At 67.8% G+C, this 15,892-nt stretch carries 13 protein-coding genes; 3 read left to right on the forward strand and 10 right to left on the reverse strand.

Going from position 1 to position 15,892, the window contains the following annotated elements:
• Positions 1-100: 100 nt before the first annotated feature.
• Together glyS and glyQ are read right to left on the reverse strand one after the other, a co-directional pair.
• Positions 101-2,212, reverse strand: a complete 2,112-nt coding sequence (glyS, locus tag INR38_RS05475) for a glycine--tRNA ligase subunit beta (protein WP_207444376.1) — start codon at positions 2,210-2,212, stop codon at positions 101-103.
• Between the two features lie 34 nt (positions 2,213-2,246).
• Positions 2,247-3,185: a glycine--tRNA ligase subunit alpha gene (glyQ, locus tag INR38_RS05480; RefSeq protein ID WP_012203218.1), complete on the reverse strand. Its 939-nt coding sequence runs from the start codon at positions 3,183-3,185 to the stop codon at positions 2,247-2,249.
• A gap of 358 nt (positions 3,186-3,543) precedes the next feature.
• Here glyQ and INR38_RS05485 point away from each other — a divergent pair, with 358 nt between their 5' ends.
• Positions 3,544-4,659 (forward strand): SPFH and helix-turn-helix domain-containing protein, encoded by a 1,116-nt coding sequence (locus INR38_RS05485; RefSeq protein ID WP_096916848.1) that lies wholly within the window; start codon positions 3,544-3,546, stop codon positions 4,657-4,659.
• A 73-nt stretch (positions 4,660-4,732) separates the two neighbouring features.
• The gene (locus tag INR38_RS05490; RefSeq protein WP_013804246.1) at positions 4,733-5,908 is read left to right on the forward strand and encodes a zinc ribbon domain-containing protein; all 1,176 of its coding nucleotides are present in this window, start codon (positions 4,733-4,735) and stop codon (positions 5,906-5,908) included.
• Positions 5,909-5,920: 12 nt separating this feature from the next.
• Here INR38_RS05490 and INR38_RS05495 read toward each other — a convergent pair whose 3' ends face one another.
• The 6 genes from INR38_RS05495 to INR38_RS05520 form a co-directional block, all read right to left on the reverse strand.
• Positions 5,921-7,036, reverse strand: a complete 1,116-nt coding sequence (locus INR38_RS05495) for a TIGR03364 family FAD-dependent oxidoreductase (protein ID WP_207444375.1) — start codon at positions 7,034-7,036, stop codon at positions 5,921-5,923.
• A 33-nt stretch (positions 7,037-7,069) separates the two neighbouring features.
• Complete coding sequence (locus INR38_RS05500) at positions 7,070-8,854, reverse strand: putative 2-aminoethylphosphonate ABC transporter permease subunit (RefSeq protein ID WP_207444374.1); 1,785 nt, start codon at positions 8,852-8,854, stop codon at positions 7,070-7,072.
• Positions 8,851-9,924 (reverse strand): ATP-binding cassette domain-containing protein, encoded by a 1,074-nt coding sequence (locus INR38_RS05505; RefSeq protein ID WP_207444373.1) that lies wholly within the window; start codon positions 9,922-9,924, stop codon positions 8,851-8,853. The genes INR38_RS05500 and INR38_RS05505 overlap by 4 nt, the downstream gene beginning before the upstream one ends.
• Positions 9,925-9,938: 14 nt before the next feature.
• Positions 9,939-10,982 carry a putative 2-aminoethylphosphonate ABC transporter substrate-binding protein gene (locus INR38_RS05510; RefSeq protein ID WP_207444372.1) on the reverse strand — a complete coding sequence of 348 codons (1,044 nt, stop codon included), beginning with the start codon at positions 10,980-10,982 and terminating at the stop codon, positions 9,939-9,941.
• Positions 10,983-11,144: 162 nt separating this feature from the next.
• Positions 11,145-11,885 (reverse strand): GntR family transcriptional regulator, encoded by a 741-nt coding sequence (locus tag INR38_RS05515; protein WP_013804251.1) that lies wholly within the window; start codon positions 11,883-11,885, stop codon positions 11,145-11,147.
• A gap of 10 nt (positions 11,886-11,895) precedes the next feature.
• Positions 11,896-13,347 carry an NCS1 family nucleobase:cation symporter-1 gene (locus tag INR38_RS05520; RefSeq protein WP_016446485.1) on the reverse strand — a complete coding sequence of 484 codons (1,452 nt, stop codon included), beginning with the start codon at positions 13,345-13,347 and terminating at the stop codon, positions 11,896-11,898.
• 213 nt (positions 13,348-13,560) lie between these two features.
• Here INR38_RS05520 and INR38_RS05525 point away from each other — a divergent pair, with 213 nt between their 5' ends.
• Positions 13,561-14,442: a LysR substrate-binding domain-containing protein gene (locus INR38_RS05525; RefSeq protein ID WP_034398134.1), complete on the forward strand. Its 882-nt coding sequence runs from the start codon at positions 13,561-13,563 to the stop codon at positions 14,440-14,442.
• Positions 14,443-14,448: 6 nt separating this feature from the next.
• Here INR38_RS05525 and rfbC read toward each other — a convergent pair whose 3' ends face one another.
• On the reverse strand, positions 14,449-14,997 hold the full coding sequence (gene rfbC, locus INR38_RS05530) for a dTDP-4-dehydrorhamnose 3,5-epimerase (RefSeq protein WP_207444371.1): 549 nt from the start codon (positions 14,995-14,997) through the stop codon (positions 14,449-14,451).
• Positions 14,994-15,884, reverse strand: coding sequence for a glucose-1-phosphate thymidylyltransferase RfbA (gene rfbA / locus INR38_RS05535; RefSeq protein WP_012203207.1), 891 nt, complete (start codon positions 15,882-15,884; stop codon positions 14,994-14,996). Before rfbA ends, rfbC begins: the two co-directional genes overlap by 4 nt.
• Between the last annotated feature and the right edge of the window lie 8 nt (positions 15,885-15,892).

The raw sequence follows: 15,892 nt of genomic DNA on the forward strand, positions 1-15,892 counted from the left end.
ACACCGAGGAAGGGCCGCCCCGCACCGAGGGTGTCGTCCCCCTCCCTTGCGAAGCAAGTAGAGAGGGGGAAGGCGCGAAGCGCCTCAGGGGGTGCTCCATTTACGCCAGTCGCGAAAGGTCCGCCACGCGGTTCATGGCTTCGTGCAACGTGGCCAGCAGGCCCAGGCGGTTGGCCTTGAGCGCCGGGTCTTCGGCGTTGACCATCACATGCTCGAAGAAGGCATCGACCGGGGCGCGCAGCGCGGCCAGGGTCTGCAGGCTGGCCGTGTAGTCGCCGGCAGCAAACTGCTGCTGTGCCTTGGGCGCCACCGATTGCAGGGCCGCGTACAGGTCCTTCTCTGCCACCTCGGCCAGCACGGCGGCATTGACCTGGGCCTGCACGGCCTGGTCGGCCTTCTTGAGGATGTTGCCCACGCGCTTGTTGGCGGCGGCCAGGGCCGGTGCCTCGGGCAGCTCGCCGAAGGCGCGCACGGCTTCCAGGCGCTTTTGCACGTCGGACAGGCGCTGCGGGCGCAGGGCCAGCACGGAGTCCACTTCCTGGGCCGAGAAGCCCTGCTCGCGCAGGTTGCCGGCCAGGCGGTCGTAGATGAAGTCGGCCAGCTGGGGCGTGGCGTCCTCGATCTTGTCGCCGAAGGCAGGCAGCACGCTGACCAGCAGGGTTTCCAGATCCAGCGCCAGGTCCTTCTCGACCAGCATGCGGATCACGCCCAGCGCATGGCGGCGCAGCGCGAACGGGTCGCGGTCGCCCGTGGGCAGGTTGCCGATGCCGAACATGCCGACCAGGGTTTCCAGCTTGTCGGCCAGGGCCACGACCACGCCGGCGTTGCCGCGCGGCAGTTCGTCGCCCGCAAAGCGGGGCTTGTAGTGGTCCTCGATGGCATCGGCCACGGCCACGTCCAGGCCGTCGTTGAGCGCGTAGTAACGGCCCATGGTGCCCTGCAGCTCGGGGAACTCGCCCACCATGTCGGTCACGAGGTCGGTCTTGGCCAGTTGCGCGGCCAGATCGGCCTGCTGGGCCAGGCCCGTGTCGCCCAGCTGGCGCGCAATGCTCTTGGCGATGGAGCGCACGCGCTCCACGCGCTCGCCCTGGGTGCCGAGCTTGTTGTGGTAGACCACCTTGCCCAGCCCGTCCACGCGCGAGGCCAGGGTCTTCTTGCGGTCCTGGTCGAAGAAGAACTTGGCGTCGGCCAGGCGCGGGCGCACCACGCGTTCGTTGCCGCCGATGACGGCGCTGGCATCCTGGGGGCTGATGTTGCTGACCACCAGGAACTGGTGGGTCAGCTTGCCGGCGGCGTCCAGCAGCGGGAAGTACTTCTGGTTGGCCTTCATGGTGAGGATCAGGCATTCCTGCGGCACGTCGAGGAATTCCTTCTCGAACTCGCAGACCAGCACATTGGGGCGCTCGACCAGCGCCGTGACTTCGTCCAGCAGGGCCTCGTCCTCGATGGGACGGACACCGCCGCCCACGCGCTCGGCAGCGGCCTGCAGCTGGCGCGCGATCTCGGCACGGCGCTCGGCGAAGCTGGCGATGACGGCGCCCTCCTCGCGCAGCTGCGCGGCGTAGTCATCGGCGGAGCGGATGACCACGGGATCGACCGCCGCCTCGAAGCGGTGGCCATGCGTGGCCGTGCCGGCCGTCAGGCCCAGGGCCTTGACGCCGATCAGCACCTCGGTGCCGTGCAGCACCACCAGGCCGTGGGCCGGGCGCACGAAATGGACACTGCTCCAGCCGTCGGCCAGCTGGTAGCGCATGACCTTGGGGATGGGCAGCTTGGCAATGGCTTCGTCCAGCGCCTTTTGCACGCCGTCGGCCAACATCACGCCGCGCACGGTGGAGGCGTGGAACAGGGCTTCGGCCTTGCCTTCGCCCTGGCGGGTCAGGCCGGCAACGGCTTCTTCGCCGGCGCCCAGGGCGGCCAGCTTCTTGATCAGGGCGGGCGTGGGCTTGCCGTCGGCGTCCAGGCCCACGGAGACGGGCATGAGCTTTTGCGACACGGCCTTGTCCTCGGCCTGGGGCAGGACTTCGGTGATGTGGGCGGCCAGGCGGCGCGGCGAGGCATAGGCCGTCAGGCGCGCTTCGCTGGAGGCCAGCAGGCCCTGGGCCTTGAGCTGCTCGAACAGCACGCCGGCAAAGGCGTCGCCCAGCTTTTGCAGCGCCTTCGGGGGCAGCTCTTCGACAAACAGTTCAACAAGAAGATTCGATGCGTTCATGGTCTGGTGTTCTCTCGGTGCAGCGGTGTCCGCCTCAGGCGGCCTTCTTGCCCTGTTGTTCGGCGGCCTTGGCCAGCTCGGCCAGCACTTCGTCGGCATGGGCCTTGGGCGCCATGGGGAAGCCCAGGCGCGCACGGCTGTCCATATAGGCCTTGGCCACGGCGCGGGCCAGGTTGCGGATGCGTCCGATGTAGGCGGCACGCTCCGTCACGCTGATGGCGCCGCGCGCATCGAGCAGGTTGAAGGTGTGGGCGGCCTTGAGCACCTGCTCGTAGGCCGGCAGCGCCAGCTGTTCGCCGATCAGGTGGTTGGCCTGCTTTTCGTAGGCGCCGAAGGCGGTGAACAGGAAGTCGGCGTCCGAATGCTCGAAGTTGTAGGTGGACTGCTCCACCTCGTTTTGGTGGTAGACGTCGCCGTAGCTCAGGCCGTCGGTCCAGGTCAGGTTGTAGACGTTGTCCACGCCCTGCAGGTACATGGCCAGGCGCTCCAGGCCGTAGGTGATCTCGCCCGTGGCGGGCTTGCAGTCGATGCCGCCGACCTGCTGGAAGTAGGTGAACTGCGTCACCTCCATGCCGTTGAGCCAGACTTCCCAGCCCAGGCCCCAGGCGCCCAGCGTGGGGTTCTCCCAGTCGTCCTCGACGAAGCGGATGTCGTTCTTCTTCAGGTCGAAGCCCAGGGCTTCGAGCGAGCCCAGGTACAGCTCCAGGATGTTGTCGGGCGCGGGCTTGAGCACCACCTGGAACTGGTAGTAGTGCTGCAGGCGGTTGGGGTTGTCGCCATAGCGGCCGTCCTTGGGGCGGCGGCTGGGCTGCACGTAGGCGGCCTTCCAGGGCTCGGGGCCCAGGGCGCGCAGGAAGGTGGCGGTGTGCGAGGTGCCCGCGCCCACTTCCATGTCATAGGGCTGGAGCAGCGCGCAGCCCTGGTCGGCCCAGTAGGACTGCAGCTTGAGGATGATTTGTTGGAAAGTGAGCATGACTTGTTTCAGGCGTCGCACGCAGGCCGGGGCCGCGCCGGTGAATGAGAGGCGGCTCGCGCCGCGCAAACGACGATTTTAAGGCGCCGCCCGGCCCTGCGCCGTGGCGCGGGCCTGCGGCCCCACGGCAGACGCTCCACAGGGCGATCTGCATCAAAAAACGGAGCAGGCGACACATGCCGGCAAAGGCCGTGGCGCGCGAAGACCCGAAAGCCCGCCTTGCACGACGCATCCGGATCATTTTTTGACAATTCACCAGGGCAGCGGCCGGTGACCGTTCGCCACGCCGCCATGCACGCCCCCTAGAATGGCCCACTGACCTTTTTTGTCGTGGACCACCACCGCCCCGGAGCCTGCCATGAACCTGATGAACATCATCACCAAGCAACTGATAGAGATCATCGAGTGGACCGATGACTCGCGCGACACGCTCTCCTACCGCTGGCCCGACGACGACAAGGAAATCAAGAACGGCGCACAGCTCATCGTGCGCGAGTCGCAGCAGGTGCAGTTCGTCTCGGCCGGCCAGTACGCCGACCTGTTCAGCCCCGGCAAGCACACGCTGACCACGCAGAACATTCCCATCCTGTCCACCATCCAGGGCTGGAAGTACGGCTTCAACTCGCCGTTCAAGTGCGATGTCTACTTCATCAACACGCGCCTGTTCACGGGCAACAAGTGGGGCACATCCAACCCCGTGATGGTGCGCGACAAGGACTTCGGCGCCGTGCGCCTGCGCGCCTTCGGCACCTACGACTTCCGCATCGTCGAGCCGGCCAAGTTCCTCAAGGAAGTGGCGGGCACGGACCAGAACTTCCGCATCGACGAGTTCGCCGACACCATGCGCTCGCGCATCATCAGCGTGTTCACCGAGTCGCTGGCCAAGGCCCAGGTGCCCGTGCTGGACGTGGCCCAGCGCTATGGCGAGCTGGGCGATGCGCTGCTGCCGCTGATCAACCCGGCCATGACGGACAAGTACGGCCTGGAGATCACCAGCTTCGTGCTGGAGAACGTGTCCGTGCCGCCCGAGGTGGAGCAGGCCATCGACAAGCGCTCCAGCATGACGGCCATCGGCAACCTCAACGACTACGTCAAATACCAGATGGGCCAGGCCATGACCACGGGCGGCGAAGGCGCTGCCGCAGCCACCCTGCCCGCCACCATGGCCATGGGTTTCGGCATGGCGCAGGAGATGATGAAGAGCATGCAAAACGGCGGTGGCGGTGGCGCACCGGCCGGCCAGGGCCAGGCGTCCGATCCGTTCTCGCCCGCTGCCGCACAGGCGGCCCAGGCCCCCGCAGCGCCCGCCGCCGGTGGACTGCAGGTGCTGACCCCGGCGCAGGCGGCCCAGGTGCTGGGTGTGAGCGAGGCCGATGTGCTGGCCGAGATCCAGGCCGGCAACCTCAAGGCGCGCCAGATCGGCAGCCAGTGGCGCATTGCGCAAGCCGCACTCGATGACTTCCTGCGCGGCTGACATTTCCGTGGTTTGACCCTTTGCGGCGCCAGGCCCTGCCTGGCGCCGCGTCCCGTTTTCCAGGACCGATGCCGTGAGCGCGCCTTCCTCCAGTTCCTCCAGCACCTCGACTTCCCCCGCCTCCGGTTCCTGGGAGGCCGCAGCCGCCGCGCCGGCCATGGTGCGCAAGCACCCCTGCCCCGAATGCGGCGCCAACCTCGAATGGAATGCCCAGGCCCAGGCGCTCAAGTGCCCGTACTGCGGCACCACGGTGCCCTGGAGCGAGGAAACGCGCGAGGAACTGGGCCGCGATGTGGTCGAGCAGGACCTGGCCGAGGCGCTGCGCAACCCAAAGTCCGGCCGGGGCTGGGGCACGGAGGACCGCTACGAGGTCCAGTGCCAGAACTGCCGTGCCATCTCGGTCTTCGTGAACCGCACCGTGGCCCAGCGCTGCGACTTCTGCGGCTCGCCCTCCATCGTCGCCCATGAGGACCAGGGCGATGCCATCACGCCGCAGAGCATCCTGCCCTTCAAGATCAGCGACGGCCAGATCCGCGACCGCATCCGCCAGTGGTACGGCAGCCGCTGGTTCGCGCCCAACCGCCTGAAGTCCGCCGCGCTGACCGACACGCTGCACGGCGTCTACCTGCCCTACTGGACCTTCGACGCCCACGCCAGCGCCGACTGGCAGGCCGAGGCGGGCTTCTACTACTACACCACCGAGTCCTACCGCGACAGCAACGGCAACGTGCAGACGCGCCAGGTGCGCCATGTGCGCTGGGAGCCGGCCTCGGGCAGCCTCGCCCATTTCTTCGACGACGAGCTGGTGCCCGGCACCGTGGGCGTGCACGCCAACCTGCTGCGCCAGGTGGAGCCCTTTCCCACCACCACCGACCTCAAGCCCTACACGCCCGAGTTCGTGCGCGGCTGGACCGTGGAGCGCTACCAGATCGACCTGGGCAAGGCCGCCCAGGTCAACGTGCAGGACATGGACGAGCAGCTGCGCGCCCTGTGCGCGCGCCAGGTGCCCGGCGACACCTACCGCAACCTGCAGATGCAGCGCGAGTACCAGGGCCGCACCTTCAAGCACATCCTCGTGCCGGTCTGGCTGGTGGGCTACACCTACGGCAGCAAGACCTTCCAGATCATCGCCAACGGCTACACGGGCCAGATTGCGGGCGAGCGCCCCTACAGCGCCCTCAAGATCACGCTGGCCGTGCTGGCCACGATCATGGTGCTGGCGCTGCTGTGGGTGATGTTCGGCAAGTAGGCCGGCTGCCGCTCACCACGCGCTCCAGACCTCCTCGGCCAGACCGAACGCCGTGCTGGCGCCGGACCCGCCCGTGACAGCGACCACGCGTGTGGCCTCGTCGGGCGCATGCACCACGCAGGGCGCGTCCTGCGCACTCGGGTAGACGCCCACCCAGCGCTCCACCACCTGCGCATCGCGCAGATTGAGGGCCTCGTTCATGTGGCGCAGCATCAGCCGGTCCACGGCTTCGCTGGCAAAGGGCTGGGGCGCTGCGCCGTAGTGGTGGGAATCGCCCACCACCAGGCTGCCATCAGCGCTTTGCACGGCGATCAGGTGGATGCCGTGGGCCAGGCTCTCGCCCTCCTCCCGCTCCAGCTCAGCGCGCAGCGCGGCGGCTTCGGGCAGGGCGCTGTAGCCCTCGTATCTGACCATGCTCAGATCACCCATGACCGAGCCCTTGAGCCGAAAGCCCGGCTGCGGCCGCACGCGCAGCATCTGCAGCTGGCACAGCTGGATGCGGTGCGGCGCCCACAGGCCGGCGAACAGGCCGCCCGGGTCGGCGTTGTTGCAGACCACCACGCGTTCGCCGTGGTAGCTGGCGCGCGTGCTGCGCACCCGGGGCGCGGCCACGTCGAGCACGGCCTCGCCAAAGCGGAAATCCACGCCCATGGCCTGCTCCAGCCACTGCGCCAACCTGGGAATGGCCGTGCGCGACTCCACGCGCAGTTCATGCGGGCTGTAGAGCACGGCGGACAAATCCCCGGTACGCAGTGCAGGATGGCGCTCGGCGGCCTGGGCCGGCGTGAGCAGCTCGCAGCGCTCGCCCATGGAGGTGCTCAGAAAGGCATGGAGCACGGCCTCGGCGCTGGCCCGGCGCGCCGTCAGCCACAGGCCGCGGTGCACGACCTCGATGCCGGCCTGCGGCGCGATCTCGGCCCAGGTGTCGCGCGAGCGCATGGCACGCCGCCAGTGGGCACCGGCCTGCTGGCCCGTGACGGTCACAAAGCCGAAGTTGCGGATGGAGGCGGAGATGCAGGCCGCGTCGCGCTCGATGACAAGCACGCTGCGGCCACGGCGCGCAGCCGCATAGGCGTGGGCCAGGCCGACAATGCCGGCCCCCACCACGATCAGGTCGTAGTTCTTCATGAGAAAAAAACGGAGGGAGGAAGAGAGAAGGAATCAGCGCTGGCGCCAGCGCTGCGTGCGCCGCTGCACCCAGGCATCCAGCGCCGCGATCAGCAGCCGGCCCGTGGCAGCGGTGGCAAAGATCAGCGCGGCCATGGCGGCGGCCGGCGCGGTGTCGCCCGCGTCGTCCATGGCCAGCACGGCCACCGAGGCCAGCGTGGTCTCGGGCGAGTAGAGGAACACCACGGCCGACACCGTGGTCATGGCGTTGACGAAGAAGTAACCGGCCACCTGCATCACTACGGGCATGCACACCGGCAGGTGCACGCGCCACAGCAGCGTCCAGAAGGCCACGCCCAGGGAATCGGCCACGCGCTCGTATTCGGCATCGAGCTGCTGCAGCGCGGCCAGTTGCGTGATGTGCGCCACCGAGAAGAAATGCGCCACCGAACACAGCACCAGGATGACCATGCTGCCGTACAGGAAGTGCAGCGGATTGCCCTGGGCATTGAAGAACAGGATGTAGCCCAGGCCCAGCGCCAGCCCCGGCACGGCCATGGGCAGCGTGGCCACGGCATGCAGCCACTGGCGCGTGCGTGCCCAGCGCTGGGGCTTGGCCACCAGGTAGGCGGTCACAAAACTCAGCACCGCCCCCACCACCGCCGTGGCCAGCGCCATGGACAGCGAGTTGCCATAGCTGGCCCAGCCGCCGCCGTCCATCATGTCGAAGCGGTAGTTCTTGAACGTCAGCGTGAGGTTGTAGGGCCAGTAGCTGACCAGGGAGGCCAGCACGGCCGTGCCCATGACGGCCAGCAGCGCCAGCGCCACCAGCGCGCAGTAGGCCAGCAGCGCGCGGTCCAGCGGCGCATGGGGCTGAGGCACCAGCGGCACGGAGCGCACACCCATGGTCGCCGCCTGGCGCGCACGCAAATGGCGCTCTGCCGCAAAGGCCAGGCCCGCAGGCACCAGCAGCAGCATGGCCACCACGGCACCCATGGACAGCTTTTGCTGGCCTATGACCTGCTTGTAGATATCGGTGGCCAGCATGGCCGTGTTGCCGCCAATGACCTTGGGCACGCCGAAGTCGGTCACCACGAGCACGAAGACCACGATCCACGAAATCATCAGCCCGTAGCGGCTGGCCGGCAGCGTGACCTGGCGGAAGCTGCGCCAGCGGCTGGCGCCCAGCGTGGCGGCCGCCTCGTACAAGCGCGCATCGCCCGAGGCCAGCGTGGTGCACAGGATCATCAGCGCATGCGGAAAGGTCCAGAGCACCGAGCCCACGATGATGCCGAAGGGCCCGTAGGCCGAGCCCCCCTGCAGCCAGCCCTTGAGCAGGCCCTGGCTGCCGAACAGGTAGATCAGGCTGATGGCCATGAGCAACGAAGGCGCCAGCAGCGGCACCAGCGCCAGGCCCCGGAACCAGCGCGCCAGCGGCATGCAGCTGCGCACCACGCCATAGGCGTAGACATAGGCCAGCAGCACGCAGACCGTGCTGCTCACGGCCGACAGCCACAGGCTGTTGAACAGCGATTGCGCCACGCCCGGCATGCGCGCATAGGTGATGAACTGGGCCAGGCCCGTGAAGCGGCCCGTGTCGTCCCAGAAACTCCTGCCCAGCAGGCTGGCGACCGGCAGGGCGATGGTGGCCAGCAGCCAGGCCAGTGCGCCCAGCACCAGCGCGCCCAGCCACCAGCGCTCCCAGCCTGCGCTGCGCCCCCGCGGACGCGCGGGCCCTGCAGGCGCGCTGCGGCGGGCGGGAACGGAGCGGTCCACCGGCACGGGCACGGGGACGGGCACAGGCACGGAAATGGCCGTGTCCATGGGATGCGCGCTCATGCGGCCTTCCTCACGTCGGGCGCCGCCAACGGCTGCAGCGCGGCGGCGGGCAGCTCCATCAGCACCTCGCCCTGCAGCCAGTCGGGCAGGCCCACGTCGTGGCGCAGGGGCCACTGGGCGTCAACCTGGCATTGCAGCGTGGGGCTGAACAGGCGCACCAGGGCCATCGATCCCAGAAAGGAGGTCTCCACCACGTGGGCGCGGAACAGGTTGGCCAATGCCGTGGGCTGGGCCGGGTGCAGCACCACGCTTTCGGGCCGCACGCCCACCAGCAGGGCAGCGCCAGGCTCGAAACCGGCCAGCGCGCAGCGCAGGCTGGCCTCGCCGATGCGCACCTGGTCCGCCGATTCGGCCGTGGCCGGCAGCAGGTTCATGCGGCCCACGAAGCCGGCCGCGAACTGGCTCACGGGCCGGGCATAGAGCTGCTCGGGCGAGCCCTGCTGCTCGATGCGGCCCTGGTGCATGAGCACCACGCGGTCGGCCATGGACAAGGCCTCTTCCTGGTCGTGCGTGACCATGATGGAGGCAATGCCCAGCTGGCGCTGCAGCTGGCGGATCTCGCTGCGCAGCTCGGTGCGCACCTGGGCATCGAGCGCGGACAGCGGCTCGTCGAGCAGCAGCAGGCGCGGCCGGGGCGCCAGCGCACGGGCCAGGGCCACGCGCTGCTGCTGGCCGCCCGACAGCTGGGCCGGGTAGCGCTGGGCCTGCGCGCCCAGGCCCACCAGCGACAGCATCTCGGCCACACGCTCGCGCGCCTGCGCCGCAGGCTGCCCGTTCAGCCCGAAGGCCACGTTCTGCGCGGCCGTGAGATTGGGAAACAGCGCATAGCTCTGGAACACAACGCCAAAGCCACGGCGTGCGGCCGGCCAGCGCGTGATGTCATCGCCCTGGAACAGCACCCTGCCCTCGTCAGGCATGTCGATGCCGCAGACGATGCGCAGCAGCGTGGTCTTGCCGCAGCCCGAAGGGCCGAGCAGGCTGACGAACTCGCCCGCCTCCACGTTCAGGTCAATGCCGCGCAGCACCTGCTGCTCGCGGTAGCGCTTGGCGATATGGTCTATGCGCAGCATGGCGTGGCTCCGGCTTACTTTTTCTCTGCCTTGGCTTCGTAGCGGCGGCTCCACTCGGCCAGGATGCGGTCGCGGTTATCGGCAGCCCAGTTGAAATCGTTTTTCGCCAACCGCTTTTCCAGTTCGGCAGGAATGAACTCCAGCTTCTCCTGCGCCTCGGGCAGGGCCAGCACGGCGAAGTTGGCGGCATACAGCTTGTTGGCCTCTGGCGTGACGGCCCAGTCGGCCAGCGCCTTGGCGGCTTCCTGTTTCTTGCTGGTCTTGAGGATGGCCGTGGCCTCCACGTCCCAGCCCAGGCCTTCCTGCGGGAAGACGATGTCGATGGGCGCACCGTCCTTCTTGGTCTTGCTGGCGCGGTACTCGAAGCTCAGGCCCACGGGAAACTCGCCGGCCCCCGCCTGGCGGCAGGGCTTGGAGCCGCTGTGCGTGTACACGCCCATGTTCTGGTGCAGGCCGTCCATGTAGGCCCAGCCCTTTTCCTCGCCCATGATCTGCAGCCAGGCCGCGACCATCAGGTAGCCCGTGCCGCTGGAGGCCGGGTGGGGCATGGTGATCGTGCCCTTGAACTCGGGCCTGACCAGGTCGGCCCAGCTGGCGGGCACGGGCAGCTTGCGCTTGCCGGCCTCCACGGTGTTGAAGCAGATGGCCGAGGACCACAGGTCCATGCCCACCCAGGTCGGCTGGGCGCGCGGATCGCGCATGTTGGCGCGCACCTTGTCCAGGCCCTTGGGCGCGTAGGGCTGGAGCATGCCCTGCTTGTCCAGCAGCATCAGCGAGGTGGCGGCCACGCCCCAGATCACGTCGGCCTGGGGATTGGCCTTTTCGGCCAACAGGCGGGCCGTGATGATGCCCGTGCTGTCACGCACGAACTTGAGTTCGATATCGGGATGGGCCTTCTCGAAGCCGCTCTTGTAGGCCTTGATCTGGTCGGCCTCCAGCGCGCTGTAGACCAGCAGCTCGGTCTTGGCCGCGTGGGCCAGGGATGCGAATGAGGCGACGGTCAGCGCCGCAGAGGCAATGGCGAGGCGGCGGCCCAGGGAGGCAAGGGTGTGGCGCATGGCGTGGCAGTTCCGTTGTGGGTTCGTGGACAGGTGGCAGGTTCACCACCTCTGACACCCACTTTAGGAAGCGCAGGTGAAACGCCCGTGTCACACAACGGAAATTTGGCGAAGCGGGTATTGGCGGATTTGGGTGTCCCACCCATCGCCCACCCCGTCTCTTCAGCCGCGCGGCTTGCCCCTGCCTGTGCGCGTTGCCTGGGCCGCCTGGGGCTGCAGCGCATCCAGCAGCCGGTCCTGCAGGCGCGCGCGGTGGGCAAGGTTCTGATCCAGCCGCGCGGCCAGCGCGTCGATGTGCTCGCGCATCAGTTGCTCGGCGCGCGCCATGTCGCCGGCCGCCAGCGCATCGACGATGGCCTCGTGGTCGGCATTGGAGTGCTGGGCCTCGGTCTGCGACTGGTACAGCGCAGACACCAGGGTGGTGCGCGCCGACAGGTCGGCCATCATGGCCGTGAGAAAGCGGTTGCCCATCTGCTCGGCCAGGCAGACGTGGAAGTCGGCCAGCAGCACGCTGCGCTGGCCGGCGTTGTCGGCCTCGGCGATGGCGCCCCGCTCCTGGGCCACATGCTCGCGCAGCGTGCGTATGGCCGCCTGCAGCGGCCGGCCCGCGTCGCGCAGCATGCCGGACTCCAGCACGCGGCGCGCGGCATAGGTTTCCTGGGCTTCCTCGAACGAGGGCTCGACCACGTACCAGCCCTGGCGCGAGCGCACCTCGACGAAGCCTCGCGCCTGCAGCTGCATCAGCGCCTCGCGCACCATGGTGCGGCTCACGCCGAAGACCTCGGCCAGTTCCTTTTCGCCCAGGCGTTCGCCAGGGCGCAGCTTGCGCTCGACGATGGAGCGCATGACACGCTCGGCAATCAAGGCCGGCCCGGTGGCCGGCGCATCCTGTGGCTCGGACATGGCGGCCTCCTCAGGCCGCGGCCGGAATGCGGCGCGGGCGCAGCGTGGCCATCACCCAGTACACGCTGCCGCCGATCAGCACGCCGAAGAACCAGCCGTAGGTGCCCCACCAGACCGGCAGCAGGCTGGTGAAGTTGGGCAGGATGGTGGAGAACACGCTGCCGATGCCGGTGGCGATCAGCGCGTTGACGTTCCAGCCGCCCTCGTAGCGGTACTCGCCATGCTCGTCATACAGCGCGGCCACGTTGATGTTGCCCTTGGCCACCAGGTAGTAGTCCACCAGGATGATGCCCAGCAGCGGCCCCATGGTGGCGCCGATGGCGTTCACGAAGTGGGCAGCGCCGCCCTCCCATGGTGCAAAGGGGTAGAGAGCCAGGGCAATCAGTGCGGCGATGTAGCCGCCGCGCTTGAAGTCGATGCGCTTGGGAAAAACGTTGGAAATATCGAAGGCCGCCGAGACGAAGTTGGCCACCACGTTGATGCCCAGCGTGGCCACGGCAAAGGTGACGGCGGCCAGCAGGGCCAGCACCCAGCTGTCGAACTTGGCCGAGATCTGCTCGGGATGCAGCAGCACCTCGCCATAGACCTTGAAGGCCGCAATCGTGGTGATGCCGGCCACCAGCGAGAACGCGATCAGATTCACGGGCAGGCCCCAGAGGTTGCCCTTGGCAACCGCCTCCTTGTTCTTCGCATAGCGCGAGAAGTCGCAGAAGTTCAGGTACAGCGCCGCAAAGTAGGTGATCCAGGTCGCGCCCACGGCCATCAGCGCCCAGAAGCTGCCCGGCGCGCCGCTCACCCCCGCATCCTTGGTCTTGTCCAGCAGCACATCCATGGGAATGCCATGGTCGAAGCTGAAGCCGCCGGCCTTCACGCACAGGCCGATGGCCAGCACCAGCATGGCGATCCACACGGCAGGCCCGGCCCAGTCCTGGAATCGCCGCACGGTCTCCATGCCCCTTTGGATGATCAGCAGCTGCAAGGCCCAGATGACCACGTAGCAGATCACCTCCAGCCCCGAATGGCCCAGCCAGTGCGTGGTCTGGTGGAAGGACAGCAACGCCTCATTGCGCACCAGCAGCGCCACCATGGCGCCCGAGGCCGCCGCCGTCTGCGCCCCGTACCAGAAGCAGGCCACGATGGCGCGCACCAGTGCGGCCAGATTCGCCCCCCAGACCCCGAACGAGGCACGCGCCAGCACCGGGTAGGGCACGCCGGTCTTCTCGCCCGCATAGCCCACCAGGTTCATCAGAAAAAAGATGACCAGGGAGCTGATGCCGATAGCGATCAGAAAATTGACGAAGCTGCCGCACAGCAGAAACAGGCTGGCCGCCAGGTAGTAGCCCCAGAGGCTGTGCACGTCCGAAGTCCAGACGTTGAAGATGCTGAAGGCGCCCCAGCGGCGGTCCTTGGTGGGCGCCAAGTCTTCGTTGTAGAGACCTGGCGAGGGGTTGCGGATGTCCATTGATGCGCTCCTTGACCACGAGTAATCACTGACACAAGACCAGCCGAAACCCATGATCAGCTGGCACACAAACTGGCACGCAAACTGGTATGCAAGAAGTGTGCCTTTGAGCGCAGGAGTTTTTTCCCGGGACATACCCGGCCACCGCAGGCCTTCAGGCTGCGGCGACATGGTGAAATATGGAGCCGGACCTCCCCTCCCTCCAACCCCGCCATGTTCGTCACGCAGCTCAAGTCCTTTTTCTGGGTCGCCCGTCTTGGCAGCATCACGCAAGCCGCGCGCCAGCTCGCACTGAGCCAGCCCACCGTGACCACCCAGATCCGCGCGCTGGAAGAGCACTACGGCGTGGAGCTGTTCCATCGCCAGGGCGGACGGCTGTCCATCACCGATGCCGGCTTGCGCCTGCTGCCCCAGGTCGAGCAATTGCTGCTGCAGACCATCCAGCTGGAGTCGGCGCTGCGCCATTCGGGCGATGCCAGCCAGGGCCAGCTGCGCATAGGCGCGACGGCGCCCTACTACGTGCTGGACATCGTCAAGCGCTACCAGCGGCGCTTCGAGCGGGTGGAAGTGGCCATCGTGGGCGGCAACTCGCGCCAGATGGTGCAGGCGCTGGTGGACTACCAGGTGGACCTGGCGACCTCGTCACACCTGGAGAGCGATCCGCGCCTGCTGCGCGTGGAGCTGGGCCAGGACCCGCTGGCCCTGCTGGTGCACCGCAGCCACCGGCTGGCGCAGCGCACCATGGTGCAGGCATCCGATCTGGTGCACGACACGCTGATCCTGCGCGAGCGCGGCTCCATGACGCGCCAGCTCACCGAACAGATGCTGGCCGCCGCCGGCCTGGCACCGCGCCACATCATGGAAATCGCCAGCCGCGAAGCCATCCGCGAGGCCGTTATCCGCGACATGGGCATCAGCGTCTTCGCCCGGCATGAAGCCTCGGCCCACCCCGACATCGTCGTCCTGCCCTTCGCCGGCCCCGTGCCGCGCCTGCCCGAATACCTGTACTGCCTGCGCGAACGCCGCCAGGCCCGGCTGATCGCCGGCTTTCTGGAGGAAGCCGTGCCGGGCGGGGTGCTGCCGGACCAGATGTGAACCGGCTCAGGCCAGCTCGGCATCCGCCAGCGGCGGCTGCCTGAGGTCCTTGTCAGACAGCGACAGCTCCACATCGAGCTGCGGCCATTGCACGCCGATGGCCGGGTCGTCCCAGGCAATGCCGCGATCGGCCTGGGGCGCGTAGAAGGCCGTGGCCTTGTAGAGGAAGTCGGCGCTGTCGCTGAGCACCATGAAGCCGTGGGCAAAGCCTGGGGGCACCCACAGCTGGCGGTGGTTGTCTTCCGTCAGTTCGGCGCCCACCCATTGGCCGAAGGTGGGCGAGCCCTTGCGGATGTCCACGGCCACGTCGAACACGGCGCCGCGCACCACGCGCACGAGCTTGCCCTGGGCATGGGGCGGCAGTTGGTAGTGCAGGCCGCGCAGCACGCCTTTCTTGCTGCGACTGTGGTTGTCCTGCACGAACTGGTGGTCCGTGCCCGTGGCCTGGTTGAAGGCCTGCTGGTTGAAGCTTTCGAGGAAAAAGCCGCGATCGTCACCAAACACCTTGGGCTCGATCAGCATCACCTCGGGGATGGCCAGGGGTGTTGCCTTCATGCGTGCACCTTTTCCTTGAGGATCTGCAGCAGGTACTGGCCGTAGCCATTCTTGGCCAGGGCCTGGCCCAGCGTCTCGAGCTGGGCACGGTCTATCCAGCCCTGGCGGAAGGCGATCTCCTCGGGGCAGGAAACCTTCAGGCCCTGGCGCTGCTGCAGGGTGGCAATGAACTGGCCAGCCTCCAGCAGGCTGTCGTGCGTGCCCGTGTCCAGCCAGGCATAGCCACGGCCCATGAGTTCCACATTGAGCTGGCCCTTGTCCAGATACAGGCGGTTGAGGTCGGTGATTTCCAGCTCGCCGCGCGCCGAGGGCTTGATGGACTTGGCCAGCTCAACGACCTGGTTGTCGTAGAAATACAGGCCCGTGACCGCGTAGTTGCTCCTGGGCTGCTTGGGCTTTTCCTCCAGGGAAAGAACCCGGCCCTGGGCATCGAACTCGGCCACGCCATAGCGTTCCGGGTCCTGCACATGGTAGGCAAACACCGTGGCGCCTTCGCTGCGCGCGTCAGCGCGTTCGAGCAGGCGGGGGAAATCGTGTCCGTAGTAGATGTTGTCGCCCAGCACCAGGGCGCTGGGGGCGCCGGCCAGAAAGTCTTCGGCAATCAGAAAGGCCTGGGCCAGGCCATCCGGGCTGGGCTGGACGGCGTACTCCAGCTTCAGGCCCCACTGCGAGCCGTCGCCCAGCAATTGCTCGAAGCGCGGCGTGTCCTGCGGGGTGCTGATCACGAGGATCTCGCGGATGCCCGCGAGCATGAGGGCGCTCAGCGGGTAGTAGATCATGGGCTTGTCGTAGACCGGCAGCAGTTGCTTGCTGATGGCCAGCGTGGCCGGGTGCAGGCGGGTGCCGGAGCCGCCCGCGAGGATGATGCCTTTGCGTGTCTGGTTCATGTCCTGGA

Source organism: Delftia sp. SD018 (genome assembly GCF_017355445.1).
Classification (GTDB): domain Bacteria; phylum Pseudomonadota; class Gammaproteobacteria; order Burkholderiales; family Burkholderiaceae_C; genus Comamonas; species Comamonas acidovorans.

Bases quoted from the DNA above. Each gene is read 5' to 3' on its own strand.
- glyS (WP_207444376.1), bottom strand. From the start codon at position 2,212: ATGAACGCATCGAATCTTCTTGTTGAACTGTTTGTCGAAGAGCTGCCC.
- glyQ (WP_012203218.1), bottom strand. From the start codon at position 3,185: ATGCTCACTTTCCAACAAATCATCCTCAAGCTGCAGTCCTACTGGGCC.
- INR38_RS05485 (WP_096916848.1), top strand. From the start codon at position 3,544: ATGAACCTGATGAACATCATCACCAAGCAACTGATAGAGATCATCGAG.
- INR38_RS05495 (WP_207444375.1), bottom strand. From the start codon at position 7,036: ATGAAGAACTACGACCTGATCGTGGTGGGGGCCGGCATTGTCGGCCTG.
- INR38_RS05500 (WP_207444374.1), bottom strand. From the start codon at position 8,854: ATGAGCGCGCATCCCATGGACACGGCCATTTCCGTGCCTGTGCCCGTC.
- INR38_RS05505 (WP_207444373.1), bottom strand. From the start codon at position 9,924: ATGCTGCGCATAGACCATATCGCCAAGCGCTACCGCGAGCAGCAGGTG.
- INR38_RS05510 (WP_207444372.1), bottom strand. From the start codon at position 10,982: ATGCGCCACACCCTTGCCTCCCTGGGCCGCCGCCTCGCCATTGCCTCT.
- INR38_RS05515 (WP_013804251.1), bottom strand. From the start codon at position 11,885: ATGTCCGAGCCACAGGATGCGCCGGCCACCGGGCCGGCCTTGATTGCC.
- INR38_RS05520 (WP_016446485.1), bottom strand. From the start codon at position 13,347: ATGGACATCCGCAACCCCTCGCCAGGTCTCTACAACGAAGACTTGGCG.
- INR38_RS05525 (WP_034398134.1), top strand. From the start codon at position 13,561: ATGTTCGTCACGCAGCTCAAGTCCTTTTTCTGGGTCGCCCGTCTTGGC.
- rfbC (WP_207444371.1), bottom strand. From the start codon at position 14,997: ATGAAGGCAACACCCCTGGCCATCCCCGAGGTGATGCTGATCGAGCCC.
- rfbA (WP_012203207.1), bottom strand. From the start codon at position 15,884: ATGAACCAGACACGCAAAGGCATCATCCTCGCGGGCGGCTCCGGCACC.